This is a genomic window from Pseudomonas persica, assembly GCF_900291015.1.
Taxonomy (GTDB): Bacteria; Pseudomonadota; Gammaproteobacteria; order Pseudomonadales; family Pseudomonadaceae; genus Aquipseudomonas.
On sequence record NZ_OLKL01000051.1, the window covers coordinates 1 to 20,108 of the forward strand.

A 20,108-nucleotide genomic window follows, 5' to 3' on the forward strand; every position below is an offset into this window, starting at 1 on the left:
GCTACCTCGACTTCGTGATGACGCTGTTCTTCGCCTTTGGCGTAGCCTTCGAAATCCCGGTGGCGGTGGTGCTGCTGATATGGATCGGCGTGGTCGACGTGAAGTACCTGAAGAAGATCCGCCCCTATGTGATCATCGGCTGCTTCGTGGTCGGCATGGTCCTTACCCCCCCGGACATCTTCTCCCAGACCCTGCTGGCCGTCCCCATGTGGCTGTTGTTCGAGATCGGCGTGCTGTGCGGCAGCCTGATTCGCAAGCGCAGCGCCCACGACGAAACCGCCAACGACCATAACGACCAACCGCCAGCGACCCAACCGTGAACCTGTTGCTCCTTGAAGAGGCCGACTTCGTCTCGGCCGACCGCGTCGTTCTTGCTGATCGGCGCTTCACCCACATGCAGGAGATCCACCGTGTGGCGGTGGGCGACAACCTGCGTGTGGGCCGTATCAACGGCCTGATGGGCAAGGCCACGGTGCTGCGCCTGGAACAGCACGAAGCCGAACTGGAAGTCGCCTTTGACCAGCAGCCACCGGCCAAGCTGCCGCTGACACTGGTGCTCGCCGTCCCCCGGCCGAAAATGCTGCGCCGGCTGTTCCAGACCGTGGCGACCCTTGGCGTACCGCGGCTGATCCTGGTGAACAGCTACAAGGTCGAGAAGAGCTTCTGGCAAACGCCATTCCTGCAACCAGACAGCATTCGCGACAACCTCATTCTCGGCCTTGAGCAGGCACGCGACACGGTGCTGCCCGAGGTGATCATCGAAAAGCGCTTCAAACCGTTCGTCGAAGACCGCCTGCCAGCGATTGCCGCTGGCACCCTGGGCCTGGTCGGTCACCCTGGCCCCTACCCGGCCTGCCCGCGCGCCGTGGAACAGGCCGTGACCCTGGCCATCGGCCCCGAGGGTGGCTGGATCCCCTACGAAATCGACCTGCTGGGCAAGGCTGGCTTGGCGCCGGTGCAACTGGGTGATCGCATCCTGCGGGTAGAGACTGCCGTCACCGCGCTGCTTTCGCGCATTTTCTGACACAAACGCCGCTTTTTCGCCCATCAAGTTTCCCCCTTGCGGGCCGATGCCCTTGGCAACACTACAACTATTTGTGCTGCCAAGCCGCCGGGGAGTCATACATGTATCAATGGTTGGCCCAATCGCTGGGCAATATGAGCATCAATCGCAAACTGGGGCTGGGCTTCGGCCTGGTGCTGCTATTGACCCTGGCCATCACCCTGACCGGCTGGCACGGCATGGACAGCATCATCGACCGTGGCGACAAGCTGGGGAACATCTCGGTCATCCAGCAACACACCCAGGAATTGCGCATCGCCCGCCAGCATTACCAGCGCCAGCGTGACGAAGCCTCGATGGCAGAGCTGGAAAAAGCCCTGGCCACTCTCGACCGCCAGGTGCAGTTGATGCTCGGGCAAATCGAGAACTCCGCCGACCGCCAGCGCCTTGAGCAGCAGCGCGAGGCCGTGCGCAACTACCAACAGGCATTCAATGAGCTGAAGCAAGCCGGCCAGCGCCGTCAGGCAAGCCGCGACGTGCTGGGCGACAGTGCCGACAAGGCCGTGGAACTGGTCGGCCGGGTGCAGCAGCGCCTGCGCCAAGGCGGCGACATCAACCAGTATCAGCGCGCGGTGGAGGTCAACTCCCTGCTGCAGCAAGCCCGTTTCCAGGTGCGTGGCTACACCTACAGCGGCAATGCCGAGTTCCAGCAAACCGCACTGAAAGCCATTGACCAGGCCTTGGCCGAACTGCGTGCCCTGCCAGCCAAGCTGCCCGCTGAATATGCCACCAGCCTGGACGATGCCGCCACCGCCATGGGCGGATACCGCGATGCGGTCAGCCAGTTCGGCGATGCCCAGTCGGCCAGTGAGCAAGCCCTGCAACACATGGCCGAACAAGGCACAGTGCTGCTACAGGCCAGCGATGCGATGACCACTTCCCAAACCGAAGTGCGTGATGCGGCTACCGCCCAGGCCAAGACCCTGCTAATGGTCGCCACCGTGCTGGCCCTGGCCCTGGGCCTGCTGGCAGCCTGGGCAATTACCCGGCAGATCATCATCCCCCTGCGCCAGACCCTGCGCGCCGCCGAACGCGTAGCCAGTGGCGACCTGAGCCAGAACCTGCAAGTTGACCGCCGCGACGAACTGGGCCAGCTGCAAGCCAGCATGCAGCGCATGACTCAGGGCCTGCGTGAGCTGATCGGTGGCATCGGTGACGGCGTCACGCAGATTGCCAGCGCTGCCGAGCAGCTGTCCGCCGTCACCGAGCAGACCAGCGCCGGGGTCAACAACCAGAAGGTCGAGACCGACCAGGTGGCGACCGCCATGAACCAGATGACCGCCACCGTGCACGAAGTGGCGCGCAACGCCGAGCAGGCCTCGGAAGCCGCGTTGATGGCCGACCAGCAGGCCCGCGAAGGTGACCGCGTGGTGGGCGAGGCGGTGGCGCAGATCGAGCGCCTGGCTGGTGAGGTGGTCAATTCCAGCGAAGCGATGAACCAACTCAAGGCCGAAAGCGACAAGATCGGCAGCGTGCTCGACGTGATCAAGTCGGTGGCCCAGCAGACCAACCTGCTGGCCCTCAACGCGGCGATCGAAGCGGCCCGTGCCGGCGAGGCCGGGCGTGGTTTTGCCGTGGTGGCCGATGAGGTGCGCAGCCTGGCGCAACGCACCCAGCAATCGACCGAAGAGATCGAAGAACTGATTGCCGGCCTGCAGAGCGGCACCCAGCGCGTGGCCAGCGTGATGGACAGCAGCCGCCAGTTGACCGACAGCAGCGTCGAACTGACCCGCCGCGCCGGCAGCTCGCTGGAAACCATTACCCGGACCGTCTCGTCGATCCAGGCGATGAACCAGCAGATTGCTACCGCGGCAGAGGAACAGACGGCTGTGGCCGAAGAGATCAACCGCAGCGTGATGAATGTGCGGGATATTTCTGACCAGACCTCGGCGGCCAGTGAAGAGACGGCCAGCTCCAGCGTGGAGCTGGCGCGCCTGGGCACCCATCTGCAGGGGTTGGTGGGGCGGTTCAGGCTTTGATCTGGTGAATGGGGCGCCTGGACTGGCCTCATCGCGGGCTTGCCCGCTCCCACAGGTACTGCACAGGCTTTGAGGGCTGTGCTGTACCTGTGGGAGCGGGTTTACCCGCGAAGAGGCCGGTGCGGGCGAAACTTCCTACCTTTTGCAGCGAAATTTCCTACCCAATTATCAGGTCAAGTCCTACAGCTCCGCTGCCGATTGGCAGAGGTGTGATGCCGGCAATGCGCCCGCATCCCCCTCTCAATCGCACGGAGACTCACCATGCTCGGCTACCTCAACCGCAAGCTCGGCAACATCAGTGTTGGTGCCAAGCTCGCCCTCGGCTTCGCCGTGGTCCTGCTGCTCACCTTGGCCACTACCATCAGCGGCTGGCGCGCGCTGGATGACGCCATCGTGCGCTCGCAGCAACTCAGCGAAATAGGCTTGATCAACGACCTGACCAAGGATCTGCGCGCGGAGCGCATTACCTACCGTGTACTCAACGACAACGCCAGCAAGTCGCGGATAGCCAGCATCCTCGAGCAACTGGACACCATGCTGACCACCATGCAACAACGCAGTAACGTCGATGAATCGCGGAAATTGCTGACCGAAAAGCTGGCGCTGCTGCAACGCCTGCGCGATGACTTCAGCGAACTGCAACGCAGCGTCGCCAACCGTGTCGCCCTGCGCGAGGCCATGCAAGTGCAGGAGCAGAAGCTCAACGAGGTGATCGACGAGCTGCAGACCCAGGCCTTGCTGAAGATGAATGCCGACAACCAGCAAAGTAGCATGCTCGGCCTGATGGACACACTCAGCCGGCATGTCGACGCCGCCAACCAGCAGAGCCAGGTGCCAGCCTACACCTTCTCGCCGGTCGAGGACTTCGCCAAGGTCGGTGACAGTGCCCTGGATGCTGCCGATACCAGCCTTGACCAGTTGCTCAGAAGCCTCGCCCCCCTGGGCTTGCCGCGCGCCGTCATCGACCAGCCTGCGGCCGAGCTGGTCAGGTACCGCGCCAGCCTGGACCAATACCGCAGCGCTGCCGTGCGCGTCGAGCAATTGCAGAACAACATGGAAACAATGGGCAATGAGTTGCGCGCGATAAGCCTGGAGCTTGGCAAGCGCAAGGTCGAGCAACGCGACAGCGAAGCCCTGGCTGCCCGCTCGCTGCTGACCAGCGTGGCGCTGCTGGCGCTGGCAGTGGGCGTATTGGCCGCGTGGCTGATCACCCTGCAGATCACCCAACCCTTGCGCCAGACCCTGGCCGTGGCCGCACGCATTGCCAAGGGCGACCTGAGCCAGGTCGAAGCAGTACAACGCCGCGACGAGATGGGCCAGTTGCAGACCAGCATGCGCGAAATGACCTTGAGCCTGCGCGAGCTGATCGGTGGCATCGACCAGGGCGTCGGCCAATTGTCACAGGCTGCCGCGGAGCTGGCGACCAGCAGCGAGGATACCAAGCTGCGCATCAACCAGCAGCGCGAGGAAACCGACCAGGTGGCGACCGCCATGAACCAGATGAGCGCCACCGTGCAGGAAGTGGCGCAGAACGCCGAACAGGCCTCGCTGGCCGCGACCAATGCCGACCAGCAGGCGCAGATGGGCGACCAGGTGGTGGCCGAAGCCATTGGCCGTATCGAACAACTGGCCGGGCAGATGGACCATTGCCTGGCGGCCATGCAGCACCTGGCGGGTGAGAGCCAGCGCATTGGCAGCATTCTCGACGTGATCAAGTCGGTGTCCGAGCAGACCAACCTGCTGGCGCTGAACGCGGCGATCGAAGCAGCACGGGCCGGTGAAGCCGGGCGTGGTTTTGCCGTGGTGGCGGACGAAGTACGCGGGCTGGCGCAGCGCACCTCGACGGCGACCGAGGAAATCGGCCAGCTGATCGACAGCCTGCACAACGGGACTGATGAAGTGACGCGGCTGCTGGACAGCAGCAAGAGCCTGACCGAGCAAAGCGTGGAGCTGAGCCGCAGGGCCGGGCATGCGCTGGGGCAGATTACCGACACGGTGTCGAGCATTCAGGGCATGAACCAGCAGATAGCCACGGCCAGCGAAGAGCAGAGCGTGGTGGCCGAGCAGATCAACCGTAGCGTGCTGAATGTGCGCGATGTGTCGGATCAGACCAGTGCGGCCAGTGAGCAGACGGCGGCTTCGAGTGGGGAACTGGAGCAGTTGGGGCAGCAGTTGCGGGGAATGGTCGGGCGGTTCAACATCTGAGATTGCCGGGGCTGCTTTGCAGCCCATCGCCGGCAAGCCAGCTCCCACAGAGACCGAACAGTTCTCAAGACCTGTGGTACTCCTGTTGAAGCAACTGTCTTGCTCAATCTCCAAAGGCTGGCGCAATCCCTGTGGGAGATGGCCCAGCCTTTGGGCTGCGCTGTCGCATAGAGAACTGAATTCGCAAGCGGTCCGTGCATCCTGTGGGAGCAGCTTTAGCCGCGAAGAATCCAACGCGGTGCATGGCACCGGCTGCGCCGGTGTTCGCGGCTAAAGCCGCTCGCACAGGGGCCCTGCCAATTCAACGAGTTATGTGCAGTTCTATGAGAGCTGGCTTGCCAGCGATTGGGGCGCAAAGCGCCCCCCCCAACGGTTACAGCACCTGGCGCAGGAACGCCTGCGCCCGCGGGTCTTTCGGCGAGGCGAAGAACGCAGCCGGCGCCGAGTCCTCCAGCAGCTTGCCATGGTCGAAGAACAGCACCCGGTCCGCCACTTCACGGGCAAAGCCCATTTCATGGGTTACGCAAACCATGGTCATGCCTTCCTGGGCCAGGGTCTTCATCACGTCCAGCACCTCACCGACCATTTCCGGGTCAAGCGCCGAGGTCGGCTCGTCGAACAGCATCACTTTCGGGTCCATGGCCAGGGCACGGGCGATCGCCACCCGCTGCTGCTGGCCACCGGACAGGCGCGACGGGTATTCGTTGGCCTTCTGCGCAATGCCCACCTTCTCCAGCAACGCCCGGGCCTTGGCTTCACGCTCGGCCTTGTTGCGCTTGCGCACCACCTTCTGTGCCAGGCACAGGTTTTCCAGCACGGTCATGTGCGGGAACAGGTTGAAGTGCTGGAACACCATGCCGACTTCGCGGCGGTAAGCGTTGATGTCGGTCTTCGGGTCGGCCAGTTGCAGGCCGTCGATGGCCACATGGCCTTCGTCGAAATGCTCCAGGCCGTTGAGGCAGCGCAGGAAGGTCGACTTGCCCGAGCCCGACGGGCCGAGCACCACCACCACTTCGCCCTTGGCGACCTGGGTGGTGACGTTATCCACAGCCCGTACCACGTGGCCACGGGTGTCGAAGACTTTCAGCAGGTCACGGACTTCAATCACTTTGCGCAAGCCTCCGCTCGAGCCGGCTGGCCAGGTGTGACAGCGGCAGGTTGATCAGCAGGTACAAGCCTGCCACGCAGAACCAGATCTCGAAGGTCGAGAACGAGGTGGTAATGGCCTCGCGGCCGCTCTTGGTCAGTTCGGTGATGGCGATCACCGAGACCAGCGAGGTGTCCTTGACCAGGCTGATGAACTGGCCGGCCAAAGGCGGCAGCACGCGCTTGAAAGCCTGCGGCAGGATCACGTGGCGCATCGACTGGCCCGCGTTCAGGCCCAGCGAGCGGGCCGCTTCGTTCTGGCCCTTGGCGATGGACTGCACGCCGGCACGGACGATTTCGGCCACGTAGGCGCCGGTGAACAGCGCCAGCGCGGCCACCCCGGCAAACTCGCGGGACAGGTTGAGCACGGTACCGATGAAGAAGTAGAAGATGAAGATTTGCACCAGCAGCGGGGTACCGCGCACCAGTTCGACATACACCGTCGACAGGTCACGCAGGGTGGGGTTGCTGGACAGGCGGCAAAGGCCGGCGAACAGGCCGATCACCAGGCCCAGGGCGCCGGACACCACCGAAATCCAAAGTGTGGTCCACAGGCCCCAGGCCAGCGGGCCTGCCGCCCAGTGGCGGGTGACGCCAATCTGGTCGCCTTCGGAAACATCGTCGCCACGAGCCAGCTGCAGGCTGTCCTTGGCCACGTCGAGCACCTGCTCGGCACCGCTCTCATCTTTCAGCGTGACACGGGCATTGTCGCCAGAGATGACGATCTCCTGCACGGTGCCGTAACCGGCGGCGCGCTGTGCTTCCTCGGCCTTGTAGGCGAAGTACTGCGGTACGCGGTTCCAGCGCCACTCGTAGGAAATCATCGAGGTGGCCATGTACAGGCTGAACGCCAGGCCCACCAGGACCAGGGCGGTCAAACTGTGCCAGGGCCACTGGGCTTTCTTGTGTTTGATCACGTGGGGTACTTCCGTAAATGCGAACGCGCAGGGTTTGCCTGCGCGTCGGGGTCATAAAGCCGGGCTTGTGGCCTGGGCCTTATTCCATTTCCTTCAGCCAGTCCTTGTTCTTGAACCACTTGTCGTGAATACGATCGTAGGTCCCGTCATGCTTGATCTGGTGCAAGAAGTTGTTGATGAAGTTGATGCTGTCGTAGTCGCCTTTCTTCAGGCCGAAGGCCAGCGGCTCGTAGGTGAAGGGTTCTTCGAGGAACAGCAGTTTGCCGGCACCGGCCTTGTCCACTGCCACAACGTTGTAAGGCGCGTCATAGACGAAGGCGTCAGCCTTGCCATTGACCACGTCCATCACCGCTTCCTGCTCGTTGTCGTAGCCATGGTACTTGGCTTTGCCGATCAGCTTCTTGGAGACCATTTCACCGGTGGTACCGAGCTTGGAAGTCAGGCGGTACTTCTCGTTGTTCAGGTCCTTGTACGACTTGATCTCGCCCGCCAGTTCCTTGCGGATCAGCAGGGTCTGGCCAACCACGATGAAGGGTTCGCTGAAGTTCAGGCGCAGGTTGCGTTCCTGGGTCAGGGTCATGCCGCTGCCGATCATGTCGAACTTGTCGGTCAGCAGCGCCGGGATGATGCCGTCATAGGCGGTGGAGACCGGCTCGAACTTGACGCCCATGGACTTGGCCATGGCTTTGAGGATATCGACTTCGAAGCCGATGATCTCGCCACGCTTGTTGGTCATCTGGAACGGCATGTAGGTCGGGTCCATGCCTACCCGCAGGGTGCCACGCTTGACCGCGTCATCGATGGCGCCCGCCTGGGCCGCCGTCACGGCGACCAGGGCGGTGACACCGACCAGCAGTCGCGAAAGGTATTTCTTGATCATCACCAAGTCCCCTAGCAAGAAAAGTAGCGAATCTTATTGTTGGCATGGCCGTAGCGGCCAATGCGTTATATCGAGAGGGATGCTAACGCATGCCGGCTCGGGGACCTAGAGCCGGGGGGGACTTTGTTGGCCAAAATCGAGGAAGGGCCCTAAAAGCTTCGCGGGTGAACCCGCTCCCACAGGGGCTGTGAATAACCCTGTGGGAGCGGGTTCATCCGGCCGCCGAACCGCCGCGAAGAGGCCCTGTCAGGCGCCGACGAGTGCCGGTTGGCCTTGATTCTCCGGATGCAGCGGCAACAGCGGCGAATGCGGGTCGTTCTTGATCGATGCACGCCACACGTTGATCCACGCCGCATTGTGCTCGGCCCAGACCTGCTCGTGCAGGCGGGTCAGCGCCACCGGGTCGCTGAGCAGGGCCAGGCGGGTATTGAGGTCCAGCCCTTGCGGCCCGACCTCCATCGCCTTGGCCACGCGCTCGACGCGCAGTGCCTCGATCGGTGCCGCCTGGCCATGACGGGCAGTGGCCATGGCACAGGCCAGGGCGTTTTGCCGCGGGTCGACCACAGCCCGCACGAAACCGTCGTGCAGGGCATGCCAGCGATTTTCGTGGGTGTACTGGTCGGTGGCCAGCAGCTCTTGCGGGGTGGCGTATTCCTCGGGGATGAGGAACAGCTTCTCGTCCTTGGCCGCCAGGCCCAGGCGGGTGCGGCTGGAGATCACCGAAACCGGGATCGACAGCACCAGCGAACCGACGATAGGCGCCAGCCACCACAGGAAGCTCGGGTTCAGCCAGGCCACCAGCGCCGCCCAGGCGATGCCCAGCAGGGTCTGCGGGCCATGGCGGCGCACCGCTTCGCTCCATGGCGTGGAGTCGTCGTCACGCTGCGGCGAGTTCCAGGACGCGGCCCAGCCGAGGAACGCGGCCAGCACGAAGCGGGTGTGGAAGATCATGCGCACCGGTGCCAGCAGCATGGAGAACAGCATCTCCAGCAGCATCGACAGGGTGACCTTGATGCGCCCGCCAAACTCGGTCGCGCCCTTGGCCCAGATCAGGATGACGCTGAGCAGCTTGGGCAGGAACAACAGCACGATGGTGGTGGAGAACAACGCTACGGCCTTCTCCGGATGCCACTGCGGCCACAGCGGGTAGAGCTGGTACGGCTCGATGAAGTACTGCGGCTCCATCAGCGTGTTGGTCGCCAGCAGCGCGGTCGACAGCACCAGGAACAGGAACCACAGCGGCGCCGACAGGTACGACATCACCCCGGTGAGGAACACCGCACGGTGCACCGGGTGCATGCCCTTGACCAGGAACAGGCGGAAGTTCATCAGGTTGCCGTGGCACCAGCGGCGGTCGCGCTTGAGCTCGTCGAGCAGGTTCGGCGGCAGTTCTTCGTAGCTGCCCGGCAGGTCGTAGGCAATCCACACGCCCCAGCCGGCACGGCGCATCAGCGCGGCTTCGACAAAGTCGTGGGAGAGGATTGCACCGGCGAACGCCCCCTTGCCCGGCAACGGCGCCAGGGCGCAATGCTCGATGAACGGTTTCATGCGGATGATCGCATTGTGGCCCCAGTAGTGCGACTCGCCCAACTGCCAGAAGTGCAGGCCGGCGGTGAACAGCGGGCCGTACACACGGGTGGCGAACTGCTGCATGCGTGCATACAGGGTGTCCATGCCCGAGGCTTTCGGCCCGGTCTGGATGATGCCGGCGTCCGGATTGGCCTCCATCAGGCGCACCAGGCTGCTCAGGCACTCGCCGCTCATGACGCTGTCAGCGTCGAGTACGACCATGTACTTGTACTCGCCGCCCCAGCGACGGCAGAAGTCGTCGAGGTTGCCGCTCTTGCGTTTCACCCGGCGCCGGCGGCGGCGGTAGAAGATGCGGCCAAAGCCTTTGGTTTCACGGCACACGTCCAGCCAGGCCTGTTGTTCGGCCACGGCGATGTCGGTGTCGTTGGTGTCGCTGAGCACGAAAAAGTCGAAGCGGTCGAGGTTGCCGCTGGCGGCCACCGACTCGAACGTTGCGCGCAGGCCGGCGAACACGCGTGGCACGTCTTCGTTGCAGATCGGCATCACCAGCGCGGTACGCGCCTCGGGGGCGATCGGCTCGTTGCCTGCGCTGCTACCGGAAATCTTGTATTTGTCACGCCCGGTGAGCAGCTCGAGGAAGCCCATCAGCGCGGTCCAGAAGCCCGCCGACACCCAGCAGAACAGAATGCCGAAGAGGATCAGGATGGACGTCTGCAAGGCATACGGCCATACCTGCACCACCGTGTCCCACAGCGGCTGGTTGACGATTTCGTCAAAGTCCACGAAAGACCAGCCCTGGTACGGCAGGATACCCTTCATGTACCAGCCGGCGACGATGGTCTGGCCGATCATCAGCGCCAGCAGGATGTAACGGCGGATCGAACCGACCGTGCGCCAGCGGGCCGGCGGCAACTCGCGCTTGGGCGGCTGCGGCGCGTTGGTGCGGCCAGTCATGCGCCGCCACATGCGGATCAGCACGTTGGTACGCCATGGCTCGGGCACGACCTTGGTGCGCTTGATCGGCGGGGCGATCTTCAGGCACAGGCGGCCGCTGCCGTCGACGCCGAGCATTTCGGCGTCTTCCAGCTCGGCGGCGCTGCCTACGGTCAGGCGCGGGCCCACCGAGGCCTGCACGGCCTCGGCAGAGCTGGCGACCGGATTGGCCGCCAGGCGTTGGTGCAGCTCACTGAATGACGTGCAGCTGGCGAGTTCCGCCCGTTGCTCGTCGCTCAGTGGTAGGTGGGCCAGGTACTCGCGAAGCGATTCCGGCCTTGCGCTTGAGTTACTCATCGGCAGGCAACTGATAGCTCCAGGTCTCGGTCAGCACCTTCTCGGTGGTGGCCGGGGTCCCGTTGGTGGACGCCGCATCGGCGGCAGGTTGTTCGGCCTTGGCGGTTTTCTCGGCCTTGGCTTGCTTGGCTGCAGCCTTGTCCTGCTTGGCAGGCTTGGCGGCTTCGACCGGCACGTCACGCACCAGCGCGGCACGCATTTCGGTCGATTTGTTGGCTTCCTTGACCTTCAAACGCAGGGTCAGGCGCCAGCCCTTGGTCTCAGGGTTATAGCGCAGGTTGTTCTCGACCACCTCGGCGTTGTCGCCCACGCTGATCTGGCTGCGCACAGCGGTGTCTTCCGGCAGGGCGGCCAGCGCCGGGCCGGCGAAGTCGACCAGGAAGGCCACGCTGCCGTCTGGCTGGCGGATCAGGTTGGACTGCTTGACGTCGCCAGTGGAACGCAGGGTCTGCTTGACCCAGCCCAGCTCGGGGGCCTGGAACTTCGGCTCGTCGATGGTCCAGTGCAGGCGGTAGGCGTACTCGAACGGCTTGCCTGGCTCAGGCAGCTTTTCCGGGCTCCAGAAGGCCACGATGTTGTCGTTGGTCTCGTCGGCAGTCGGGATTTCGACCAGGTCGACGGTGCCCTTGCCCCAGTCACCCTTCGGCTCGATCCAGGCGCTCGGGCGCTTCTGGTAGTTGTCGTCGAGGTCTTCGTAGTCGCTGAAGGCGCGCTGGCGCTGCATCAGGCCGAAACCACGCGGGTTCTCGACGCTGAAGTTGCTCACGGCCAGGTGTTTCGGGTTGTTCAGCGGGCGCCACAGCCACTCGCCGTTGCCGGCATGGATCGATAGGCCTTCGGAGTCGTGCAGGGCCGGGCGGTAGTTGAGGACCTTGGACGGCTGGTTAGGGCCGAACAGGTACATGCTGGTCAGCGGGGCAATGCCCAGGCGGCTGACATGGTCACGCAGGAACACGCGGGACTGCACGTCGACCACGGTGTCGTTGCCCGGGCGCAGGGTCAGCTTGTAGGCGCCGGTGGAGCGCGGCGAGTCCAGCAGGGCGTAGATCACCAGGTGCTTGTCGGCCGGCTTGGGCTTCTCGACCCAGAACTCGGTGAAGCGCGGGAACTCCTCGCCCGACGGCAGCGCGGTGTCGATGGCCAGGCCACGGGCCGACAGGCCGTACACGTGGCCCTTGCCGACTACGCGGAAATAGCTGGCGCCAAGCAGGGTCATGATCTCGTCCTGCTTGTCGGCCTTGTTGATCGGGTACAGCACGCGGAAACCGGCGTAGCCCAGGTTCTTGGTGGTTTCCGGGTCGTGTGGCACGTCACCGAACTCGAAACGGCTCGGGTCGTACTTGATTTCCTCGACCTTGGTGGCGGTGACCTCGTTGATTTTCACCGGGGTGTCGAAGTGCATGCCCTGGTGATAGAACGACAGTTTGAACGGGGTCTTGTCCTTGGCCCACTCGGCCTTTTCCTGCAGGAAATGAATCTTCTGGTAGTCCGCAAACTTCATGTCGCGGAATACTGCTGGCAGGTTGCTTTTCGGTGCGTCGTACTTCTGGCCGGCCAGATCCTTTGCCTTGGCTGCAACATCGTCAAGATTGAATGCCCACAGCTGGCCCGCGCTCATCAGGCCGACCAGTGCCACACTGGCCATCAGGGCCTTGCGCAGCCCGGTTCCGGGGATTCTTGATGCTTTTTGGGGACTAACAATCACGAGCAACCCTCGCCGAAAACAGATCATGAAACCAACGGCCAGCGACAAATGCCGGGTTGGCGAGCACTGTTCGGACCCCGTGAGGGCGTAATGATTCCCCAAACGGATCCAGACAATGCTCGAGTCAGAGTGAAACGAACCTGCGAACGCAGGTCCATGCAGCGCGCGATTATCCAGCAGGTCGCGTGACAACGCATCAGGCTGGAACAACTATTTATCGTACAAAACCCCTTGTTTTCCTGTGAACAAGGGGTTTTTGCCCTCACATTTGTAACATAAATGTTACAGGGCCATCATTGACCAGGTGCACCTGCATGTCTGCGCCGAATTGCCCGCTTGCCACGTCGGTGTGCCGAGCCTTGGCTTGCTGCAAAAGATAGTCGAACAACTCGGCGCCGAGGGCCGGTGGCGCTGCCGTCGAGAAGCTCGGGCGCATGCCGTTGCGGGTATCTGCAGCCAGGGTGAACTGCGACACCAGCAACAAACCACCCCCGACATCCTTGAGCGACAGGTTCATCTTGCCCTGCTCGTCGCTGAACACCCGGTAGTTCAACAGCTTGTGCAGCAGCTTATCGGCCTGCTCACGGGAATCTTCAGGCTCCACGGCCACCAGCACCAGCAAACCCTGGTCGATGGCACCCACCACCTCCCCCGCTACTTCCACCCGTGCGCCGCGCACACGCTGCAGCAAGCCCTTCATGCTTCTTCCAGGGGCAGGTCAAGCAAGCGCCGGGCCATCTGGTCGGCGGCACGCACCAAGGCATCGGTGATGCCCGGCTCGGAAGCCGCGTGGCCAGCGTCACGGATCACCTTCAGTTCACTGTTCGGCCAGGCCTGGTGCAGTGCCCAGGCGTTGTCCAGCGGACAGATCACATCATAGCGGCCATGCACGATCACCGCCGGCAGATGGGCGATTTTCGGCAGGTCGCGGATCAGCTGGTCCGGCTCGAGGAAAGCGTTATTCATGAAGTAGTGGCATTCGATGCGGGCGATCGACAGCGCGCGCTGCGGCTCGGAGAAGCGATCGACCACCAGCGGGTTGGGGCGCAGGGTGGCAGTACGGCCCTCCCAGGTGGACCAGGCCTTGGCCGCGTGCATCTGGGCGATCTGGTCGTTGCCGGTCAGGCGCTTGTGGAAGGCCGTGACCAGGTCACCACGCTCTTCCGGCGGGATCGGCGCGATGTAGTCCTGCCAGTAGTCCGGGAACAGGCGGCTGGCGCCTTCCTGGTAGAACCATTGGATCTCCTGCGGGCGGCACAGGAAGATACCGCGCAGGATCAGGCCATGCACCCGCTCGGGGTGGGTCTGGGCATAGGCCAGCGCCAGGGTGGAGCCCCACGAGCCGCCGAATAGCACCCATTTGTCGATCCCCAGGTGTTCGCGAATGCGTTCGAGGTCTTCGACCAGGTGCCAGGTGGTGTTGTTCTCCAGGCTCGCGTGCGGCGTGGAGCGGCCACAACCGCGCTGGTCGAAGGTGATGATGCGATACAGGTTAGGGTCGAAGTAACAACGGCTCTGGGCATCGCAACCGGCGCCCGGGCCTCCGTGGATGAACACCACCGGCAGACCTTCTGGCGAGCCGCTTTCGTCTACATACAGTACATGCGGCGCTTCCACGGCCAGATCGTGCCGGGCGTAGGGTTTGATCTGCGGGTACAGGGTCTGCATTGCGCACTCCGTGTGAGGATGATTCTGCCGTGGGCCATCATAAACCTGAATTGCGCTTTGAGCATGTGTCGGCAGCGAGTTCTTGGAGCAACTATCTAACACCTGCGAAGCGGCCACAACGCCAGAATTTCCGCTAGCCAGGGCTTGGAGCAAGCCTCTGGCGCCCTCGATCGACAGGTATCCGGAGATTTTGATGCAAAAGCTTCCCCAATCGCCCGCCGCTTCCGCTCGGCACGCCGAGATCATCCAGGCCAGGTTTCCAGAATGGTTGAGCAACCTTACCGCGGACGAGATCAGTGCCCTGCAAACCTTCAGCCCATCCATGTGGAACTGGTTTGACCAGGCCAACCGCTCTCATCCGCACGTCGTCAGGGAGCTGTTGCACGATTATGCTGCGTATCGCAAAAGCGCACGGCAACTGGCCCTCACCGTTGGTACTCTTCCAACCGTCGAAGCGTACGCGGCACCCCTGCTGGCCGCGGCCATCAAGGCCCGGTTCGGTATCGACCTCGATGTTCGCACGACCTACCTGAATGACGCCCGTCAATGGTTCACGCACGCCAGCAGTACCGTTGTTGCGAGCTATCCGCGCGATATCAGGAAATCAGTGCTGCGCACCGACTACAGGACCCTGTTGACCGCAGCGCTACAAAATTTCAGCCCATCCGAAACCACCTTGGGCGCGCTGGATTTCGACCAGCGCATCCGCGCAAAGATCACCGCTGGCCCGGCCCTCGATAAAGGCACGCTTTACGACATCGAGCCGGCGCATTTTGCGGCGCTTTGCCGTGAGCTCGACCTCGGGCAAGGCTATCAAGCCTTGATCGACACGACGCTGGCGGCCACGGACGAACAGCGAATGGCCGAGCGCTCTGCGCTGCTGGTCGACGCGCACATGGCATACCTGAAAGGTGATGTGGGCGAGGCACTGTACCAGCGGATAAAGGCGGCGGCTGCCGGGCAGTCTCTTGATGACGGCACTCCGGACCTGACCGCCTATGCGCTTCGGCTTTGGGATACACCGCTTACCTCCGTGCTGGCTTTCAGCGACGACCTGGAAAGCGCCGCGAAACCACTGCCCGTGGTGGTTTATATCCCTGGCGACCCGGTGGCGCCGCTGAAAGAGTATTCGTCGTCGAGCGCCTTTACCCATGCGCTGGTGAAACGGCTTGAGCAGATGAACTACCTGGATTTCTTCCAGCGTTTCTTCCCTGCACGACACCGGGCCGAGTTGCGACAAAAGGTCGTCGACTGCATCTACCCCTATGACTGGAGCGCGCAAGCCAATCTTTCGATGCGTCAACGCAGCGCCAATCCCTCGCTGCATTTGCGCGCCAGCAAGCTCGCCGGGCCACCACTGGATGAGATGCTGACAAGGAAACTGGCCTCGGTAAAAAACGATGCGCTGTTCCATGCCGTACCCACCCGCCTGAAGAACCAGCAAGCATTTGATGAGCGCATCCATCATTTTCTGGCATTCGGCCTAGGCGCCTTCAACGCAGCGGCGTTCATCGTACCCGCCCTCGGCGAAGCGATGGCTGTGGTCAACGTCATGCAGCTGGCATCCGAATCCTTCGATGGCATCCAGGCGTGGTCCCGCGACGAGCAGGAGCAGGCCTGGGGCTACCTGACCGATGTGATCGAAAACGTCGCGTTGATCGGCGCACTGGGCGCGGCAGGCCAAAGCGGTGTACCGGCCAGAGAAATCATCCCTGTGGAAACCCCTTCCTTCATCACCGAACTGGAGCCGGTGACGATGCCCGATGGACAAGAGCGGCTGTGGAAAACAGACATGCTGCCGTATGCCCACGACATCATTCTCCCCGTGGGCCTGGAAGCGGACCAATTCGGCATCTATCACTACGAGGGCAAGGCGTGGGTGGCCATCGAGGACAAGTATTATGCCGTTACCCGCCACCCGCAAGACACCGACTACCGTGCCCGACACAGCACGCTGACCGGGACTTATGAACCCAGGTTGCGCCATAACGGTGCCGGTACCTGGCAACATGAACTGGACCGCCCGCTGGAATGGCAAGGAGCCCGGCTGGTACAACGCTTGAGCTCCGAGTTCTGGCAGCTGGATGAGCAGACCACACAGCAGCTCCTGCGCGTCAGCGGTACCCATGAAGCAGTACTGCGCCGCACCCTGAGCGAGAACGACCGGCCGCCGGCATTGCTGGAAGACACAAGGCGACGCTTCGCAGCGGATGAGCAAGCCCGGCACTCTCATCCAGCAAATGAACCGGCAGCCAGGACCGAGACGTTCGACCACGTCTACCTGACCCTGTCCAGGACCACCGACAGCGCAGCGTTGGCCATCCGGCAGCACTATCCGCAACTACCGACGGCCGTCGCCGAGGAGCTTGGGTTCCACGCCACTGCGCAGGAACGGCGCCAGCTCACGCAGGGCCGGGTACCTCTTCGCCTCGCCCAGGAAATCAGGGTGTATCAACAGGAGATACGCCTGGCCCGAGCCTACGAAGGGCTATACCTGGAGACCCCGGCCTACAACCCCGACACAGATAAACTTATTTTCCACAGCCTCGAACGGATGACCGGGTGGCCAGGCCAGTTGCGCCTGGAGATACGCGACCATTGGCAAGGCGGCCCGTTGATCGACAGCATCGGCACGCCCAATGCAGCAACACTGAAGATCCTGCTACGTGATGGCACCCGATACCAGGTCCAGGATCATCAAGGCTTGCATTTGAATGGCGCTGACGACCTCTATGCGTCGGTACTGCACGCATTACCTGACGAGCAACGGGCGGTGCTGGGTTTACCGGGCACATGGCAAAAACAGGACCTGCAAGCGGCGATCCAGCGTAACCCGCTGCCACGCCATAGCTTGCGCAAGGTGCTGGGAATGCAACCGTCTCACCCAGCCAACGTGCCTCCCATGCGCCTGGCAGGGGGGCGTATCGGCTACGCCCTGAGCGGCAGAGGCGCACTGGGCAATTTCATTGCAAGGGACACATTGCTGGACCTGATACTCACCCTGCAGCTGGGTTCAGGCCTGAACATGGTGCCGGAAAACATACTCAGGGCACTGGAAGCGAACCACGACCGCCAGAGCATTCTGGACAGGCTGCGGCAACTTCTGGACGAGCGCAGCCAACTCGAACAAGCCATGGATACATGGGGAGAAGGCTCGGCACACTCGCTGGACCCTCAAGCCGAGGCGCCAGGCCGTACGAGGATAGTACAGGCAATCTGGCAAACATGGTTCGACACCGCCTTGGCCGACGTATTGGGAACGCCGGCCGTTCTGTCGCTGCTAGAGATATCGCCGACGCTGTTGCCTACTCGCCTGCCTGCGTTTCTCGGTCACCGGATCAGGCGTCTTCATATCCAGACAACTAGGCCGACGGCCAATGACTTCCTCCGCGCTCATGAAACGATGGTCACTTTCCTCGGGCAGTTCAGCGACCTAAGGTCACTGGAACTGACCACGGCAATCTACAACCGCAGTAGCGTAAGCCTCCCTCTGCTTCCGACACTGTTCCAGCGTTTTCCCAACTTGCAGGAGTTGCGCCTGATCAACCAGAACCTGGTGCTCGGTTCGTGGGAGATACAGGGGCTGCGGGCGATGCCGCACCTTGAAGTGCTGGACCTGGCCGGCAACCTCGTGCCGGATCATGCGAACCTTGCGACCTTGCTGCAAATGCGTCTTCGCTACCTCGGCCTTGATCGTATGGCGCTAGGCCAATGGCCTGCCTGGATAGTGCCCGTCAATCTGGGAGAGGTGGAAATACTCTCACTGAGAGAAAACGGCATTACCAGCATTCCGGATGACCTTTTCAATCAGCCCGGCTCCTTGGCCTCGCCGACGCGGATCAACCTGCATGGCAATGTCCTGACTGACCAGACCATTCGCAGGGTCCTGCTTGACTGGAGCCACCCGGAATGCCCAATCCGGTTTGAACTGGATGTGCCGCAATGGCTGCTGACACAAATAGCGGATTTGCAAGCCGAACGCGCCGAACTGACAGCTGCCATCGAGCGCTGGACTGACGGCCAGGCCTCATCGTCTGCGCAGGCAGCGAACCGGCAACACATAGGCGAATGCATCATGAATGCCTGGCGTCGCCAAGCCGAAGGGAACAACCTCTCCGCGCTGGAACTCAGAAATGTCAGCCTCGAACAGTTTCCCGAACAATTGCCCGCGTTTTTCTGCAATCGCCTGCGCAGCTTGCAGCTTGACCGGATAGCGTTCTGGCAGCCTCAGCTGGACGACTTTCTCATGCGTTTTCCAAACCTTGAAACGCTGCGAATGCATGGGCATGCCTACCCACTCCAGGCAGTCCCGAATGCGCTGCGGCAGTTGGAGCAGCTTCGCGTCTTGGTCCTGGTTGACCAGGGCCTGCTGGTGGACCAGCAGGCCATGACCTTGCTTGGCCAGATCCGCCGGCTTGATACGCTTGAACTCAGCGGCAATGCCATCGGCCAGATCACAGATCATTCAATCTTGCCGCGTCGTTTGAGCATGTTGCACCTGGATAACACAGGCTTGGTCGCATGGCCCGAATGGGTCGAATCCATGCTGCCGCTCAGCGTTCTGGACCTTGACCATAACCACATCAGCACGTTGCCTGAGCATATTCTCGACAATCCACACAATGATGGCGTCCATACTGAAATTTCGCTGTTGGGCAATCCGTTGAGCCGAGAAACGATGATCAGTGCCCATACCTCCGAGGGGTATCACCGGCGCTACTCTTTCAACATGGACCTGCCGCCTGATATCGAGGCGATGTCCCCGGTCTTGCACTCCGATTCGATAAGCAGCTCTGGCGCATCCAGTGGGCATATCCATTCACCGGCATATGTAGAGCAGGAAGTACCCACTGTCGATCCCTGGTTATCGATACAAGATGGACAAGCGAGCACCCGACGCGGCACCTGGGCCAGACTGGAGCTGCGCGATGCCGACAACAACCTGCTGCGCCTGGTACAGCGGCTGACGCACGCTGCGCCTTATCGGAACACAACCCAGCGCCCGCAGTTGATTGAGCGCGTATGGGCGGTACTCGAGGCTGCGGACCGTGACGATGGCCTGCGCGCTTTGTTCAACGGCATAGCACAAGAGGCCTTGCCCCAAGCTGACGGCAACCAGACGTGTGAAGACGGCGTGTTGCTGGTGTTCGGCCAGATCGAACAGCAAATCCTCCTGGAAGGCATCCTGGGCGGGCCGCGCGAGCACTATGGCGAAAACCTGTTCCGGTGGATGCGCAGCCAGTATCGTTTGCAGGCGCTTGACGAGTACGCCAGCGCTCACCTTGCCGGGCGGGACGAGGCAGAGGTACGGCTGGCCTACCGCTTGCGCCTGAGTGCTGAACTTGACTTGCCGCTGCCACCACAAGGCATGCTCTATGAAGCATCGGCACATGTGAGCCAGCGCGAACGCGAAGCCGTTGTCGACCATGTACGCCAACTGGAGAATGACCACCGCTGGCTCGACTATGCCGCCGCCCAGCCACGCTGGGTGGAGTATCTGAAAAGTACCGATCAAGCGTACTTCAGCCAGCAGCAGGAGGCCTATGAGCTCAGCGTGCTCAACCTGCCTGACAGATACCCGGACATGACCATCGAAGCACTTCAGCCAATGTACGAGCAGCTCAGGCGCGACCATGAGGCCGCTGTGCTCAGCCGCATTCACCAGCTGACCATTGAACGGGTACGCGAGTACCTGCATAACTGATCGCTGCAACGCCCGGCAGCC

Annotated in this window: 12 protein-coding genes and 2 pseudogenes; 7 read left to right on the forward strand and 7 right to left on the reverse strand. The window is 62.4% G+C overall.

Translation table 11 applies throughout. The features are described from left to right. From FQ664_RS23900 to FQ664_RS28360, 6 genes and pseudogenes are all read left to right on the forward strand, one after another. Positions 1-320 (forward strand): twin-arginine translocase subunit TatC (locus tag FQ664_RS23900; RefSeq protein ID WP_178091044.1); only part of this gene is annotated, 320 nt, incomplete at its 5' end. Further along, entirely contained in the window at positions 317-1,024 is a 708-nt protein-coding gene (locus FQ664_RS23905) for a 16S rRNA (uracil(1498)-N(3))-methyltransferase (protein WP_144175366.1), read from the forward strand. The genes FQ664_RS23900 and FQ664_RS23905, both read left to right, overlap by 4 nt. A 218-nt stretch (positions 1,025-1,242) precedes the next feature. Further along, positions 1,243-2,187, forward strand: a pseudogene (locus FQ664_RS28345) (methyl-accepting chemotaxis protein); the annotation flags it as partial. Positions 2,188-2,328: 141 nt separating this feature from the next. Continuing rightward, on the forward strand, positions 2,329-3,042 hold the full coding sequence (locus FQ664_RS28350; protein WP_404940928.1) for a methyl-accepting chemotaxis protein: 714 nt from the start codon (positions 2,329-2,331) through the stop codon (positions 3,040-3,042). A gap of 261 nt (positions 3,043-3,303) precedes the next feature. Then, positions 3,304-4,344, forward strand: a pseudogene (locus tag FQ664_RS28355) (methyl-accepting chemotaxis protein); the annotation flags it as partial. Positions 4,345-4,542: 198 nt separating this feature from the next. Further along, positions 4,543-5,247, forward strand: coding sequence for a methyl-accepting chemotaxis protein (locus FQ664_RS28360; protein ID WP_474707151.1), 705 nt, complete (start codon positions 4,543-4,545; stop codon positions 5,245-5,247). A 373-nt stretch (positions 5,248-5,620) separates the two neighbouring features. Here the strand turns inward: FQ664_RS28360 and FQ664_RS23925 are convergent, their stop codons facing one another. The 7 genes from FQ664_RS23925 to pip all read right to left on the reverse strand — a co-directional run bounded on the left by FQ664_RS23925 (position 5,621) and on the right by pip (position 14,383). Continuing rightward, positions 5,621-6,355, reverse strand: coding sequence for an amino acid ABC transporter ATP-binding protein (locus FQ664_RS23925; RefSeq protein ID WP_144175750.1), 735 nt, complete (start codon positions 6,353-6,355; stop codon positions 5,621-5,623). Beyond that, a complete protein-coding gene (locus tag FQ664_RS23930) occupies positions 6,348-7,310 on the reverse strand; it encodes an amino acid ABC transporter permease (protein WP_144175374.1) in 963 nt (320 codons plus the stop codon). The genes FQ664_RS23925 and FQ664_RS23930 overlap by 8 nt, the downstream gene beginning before the upstream one ends. A gap of 79 nt (positions 7,311-7,389) precedes the next feature. Next, positions 7,390-8,187, reverse strand: coding sequence for a transporter substrate-binding domain-containing protein (locus tag FQ664_RS23935; RefSeq protein ID WP_144175751.1), 798 nt, complete (start codon positions 8,185-8,187; stop codon positions 7,390-7,392). Between the two features lie 249 nt (positions 8,188-8,436). Next, positions 8,437-11,010, reverse strand: coding sequence for a glucans biosynthesis glucosyltransferase MdoH (gene mdoH, locus FQ664_RS23940; RefSeq protein WP_144175376.1), 2,574 nt, complete (start codon positions 11,008-11,010; stop codon positions 8,437-8,439). Beyond that, entirely contained in the window at positions 11,003-12,715 is a 1,713-nt protein-coding gene (locus FQ664_RS23945; RefSeq protein ID WP_218570414.1) for a glucan biosynthesis protein G, read from the reverse strand. Before FQ664_RS23945 ends, mdoH begins: the two co-directional genes overlap by 8 nt. A 262-nt stretch (positions 12,716-12,977) precedes the next feature. Beyond that, the gene (gene dtd, locus FQ664_RS23950) at positions 12,978-13,415 is read right to left on the reverse strand and encodes a D-aminoacyl-tRNA deacylase (protein ID WP_144175380.1); all 438 of its coding nucleotides are present in this window, start codon (positions 13,413-13,415) and stop codon (positions 12,978-12,980) included. After that, on the reverse strand, positions 13,412-14,383 hold the full coding sequence (pip, locus tag FQ664_RS23955; RefSeq protein ID WP_144175382.1) for a prolyl aminopeptidase: 972 nt from the start codon (positions 14,381-14,383) through the stop codon (positions 13,412-13,414). Before pip ends, dtd begins: the two co-directional genes overlap by 4 nt. Positions 14,384-14,576: 193 nt before the next feature. On the opposite strand from pip, the gene FQ664_RS23960 reads away from it, so the two are divergent. Further along, positions 14,577-20,087, forward strand: coding sequence for a dermonecrotic toxin domain-containing protein (locus FQ664_RS23960; RefSeq protein WP_144175384.1), 5,511 nt, complete (start codon positions 14,577-14,579; stop codon positions 20,085-20,087). Positions 20,088-20,108 lie beyond the last annotated feature (21 nt).

What these genes read in the sequence shown, in the direction of transcription:
- FQ664_RS28350 (WP_404940928.1), top strand. Translation starts at nt 2,329, where the DNA reads ATGAACCAGATGACCGCCACCGTGCACGAAGTGGCGCGCAACGCCGAG.
- FQ664_RS28360 (WP_474707151.1), top strand. Translation starts at nt 4,543, where the DNA reads ATGAGCGCCACCGTGCAGGAAGTGGCGCAGAACGCCGAACAGGCCTCG.
- FQ664_RS23960 (WP_144175384.1), top strand. Translation starts at nt 14,577, where the DNA reads ATGCAAAAGCTTCCCCAATCGCCCGCCGCTTCCGCTCGGCACGCCGAG.
- mdoH (WP_144175376.1), bottom strand. Translation starts at nt 11,010, where the DNA reads ATGAGTAACTCAAGCGCAAGGCCGGAATCGCTTCGCGAGTACCTGGCC.
- pip (WP_144175382.1), bottom strand. Translation starts at nt 14,383, where the DNA reads ATGCAGACCCTGTACCCGCAGATCAAACCCTACGCCCGGCACGATCTG.
- dtd (WP_144175380.1), bottom strand. Translation starts at nt 13,415, where the DNA reads ATGAAGGGCTTGCTGCAGCGTGTGCGCGGCGCACGGGTGGAAGTAGCG.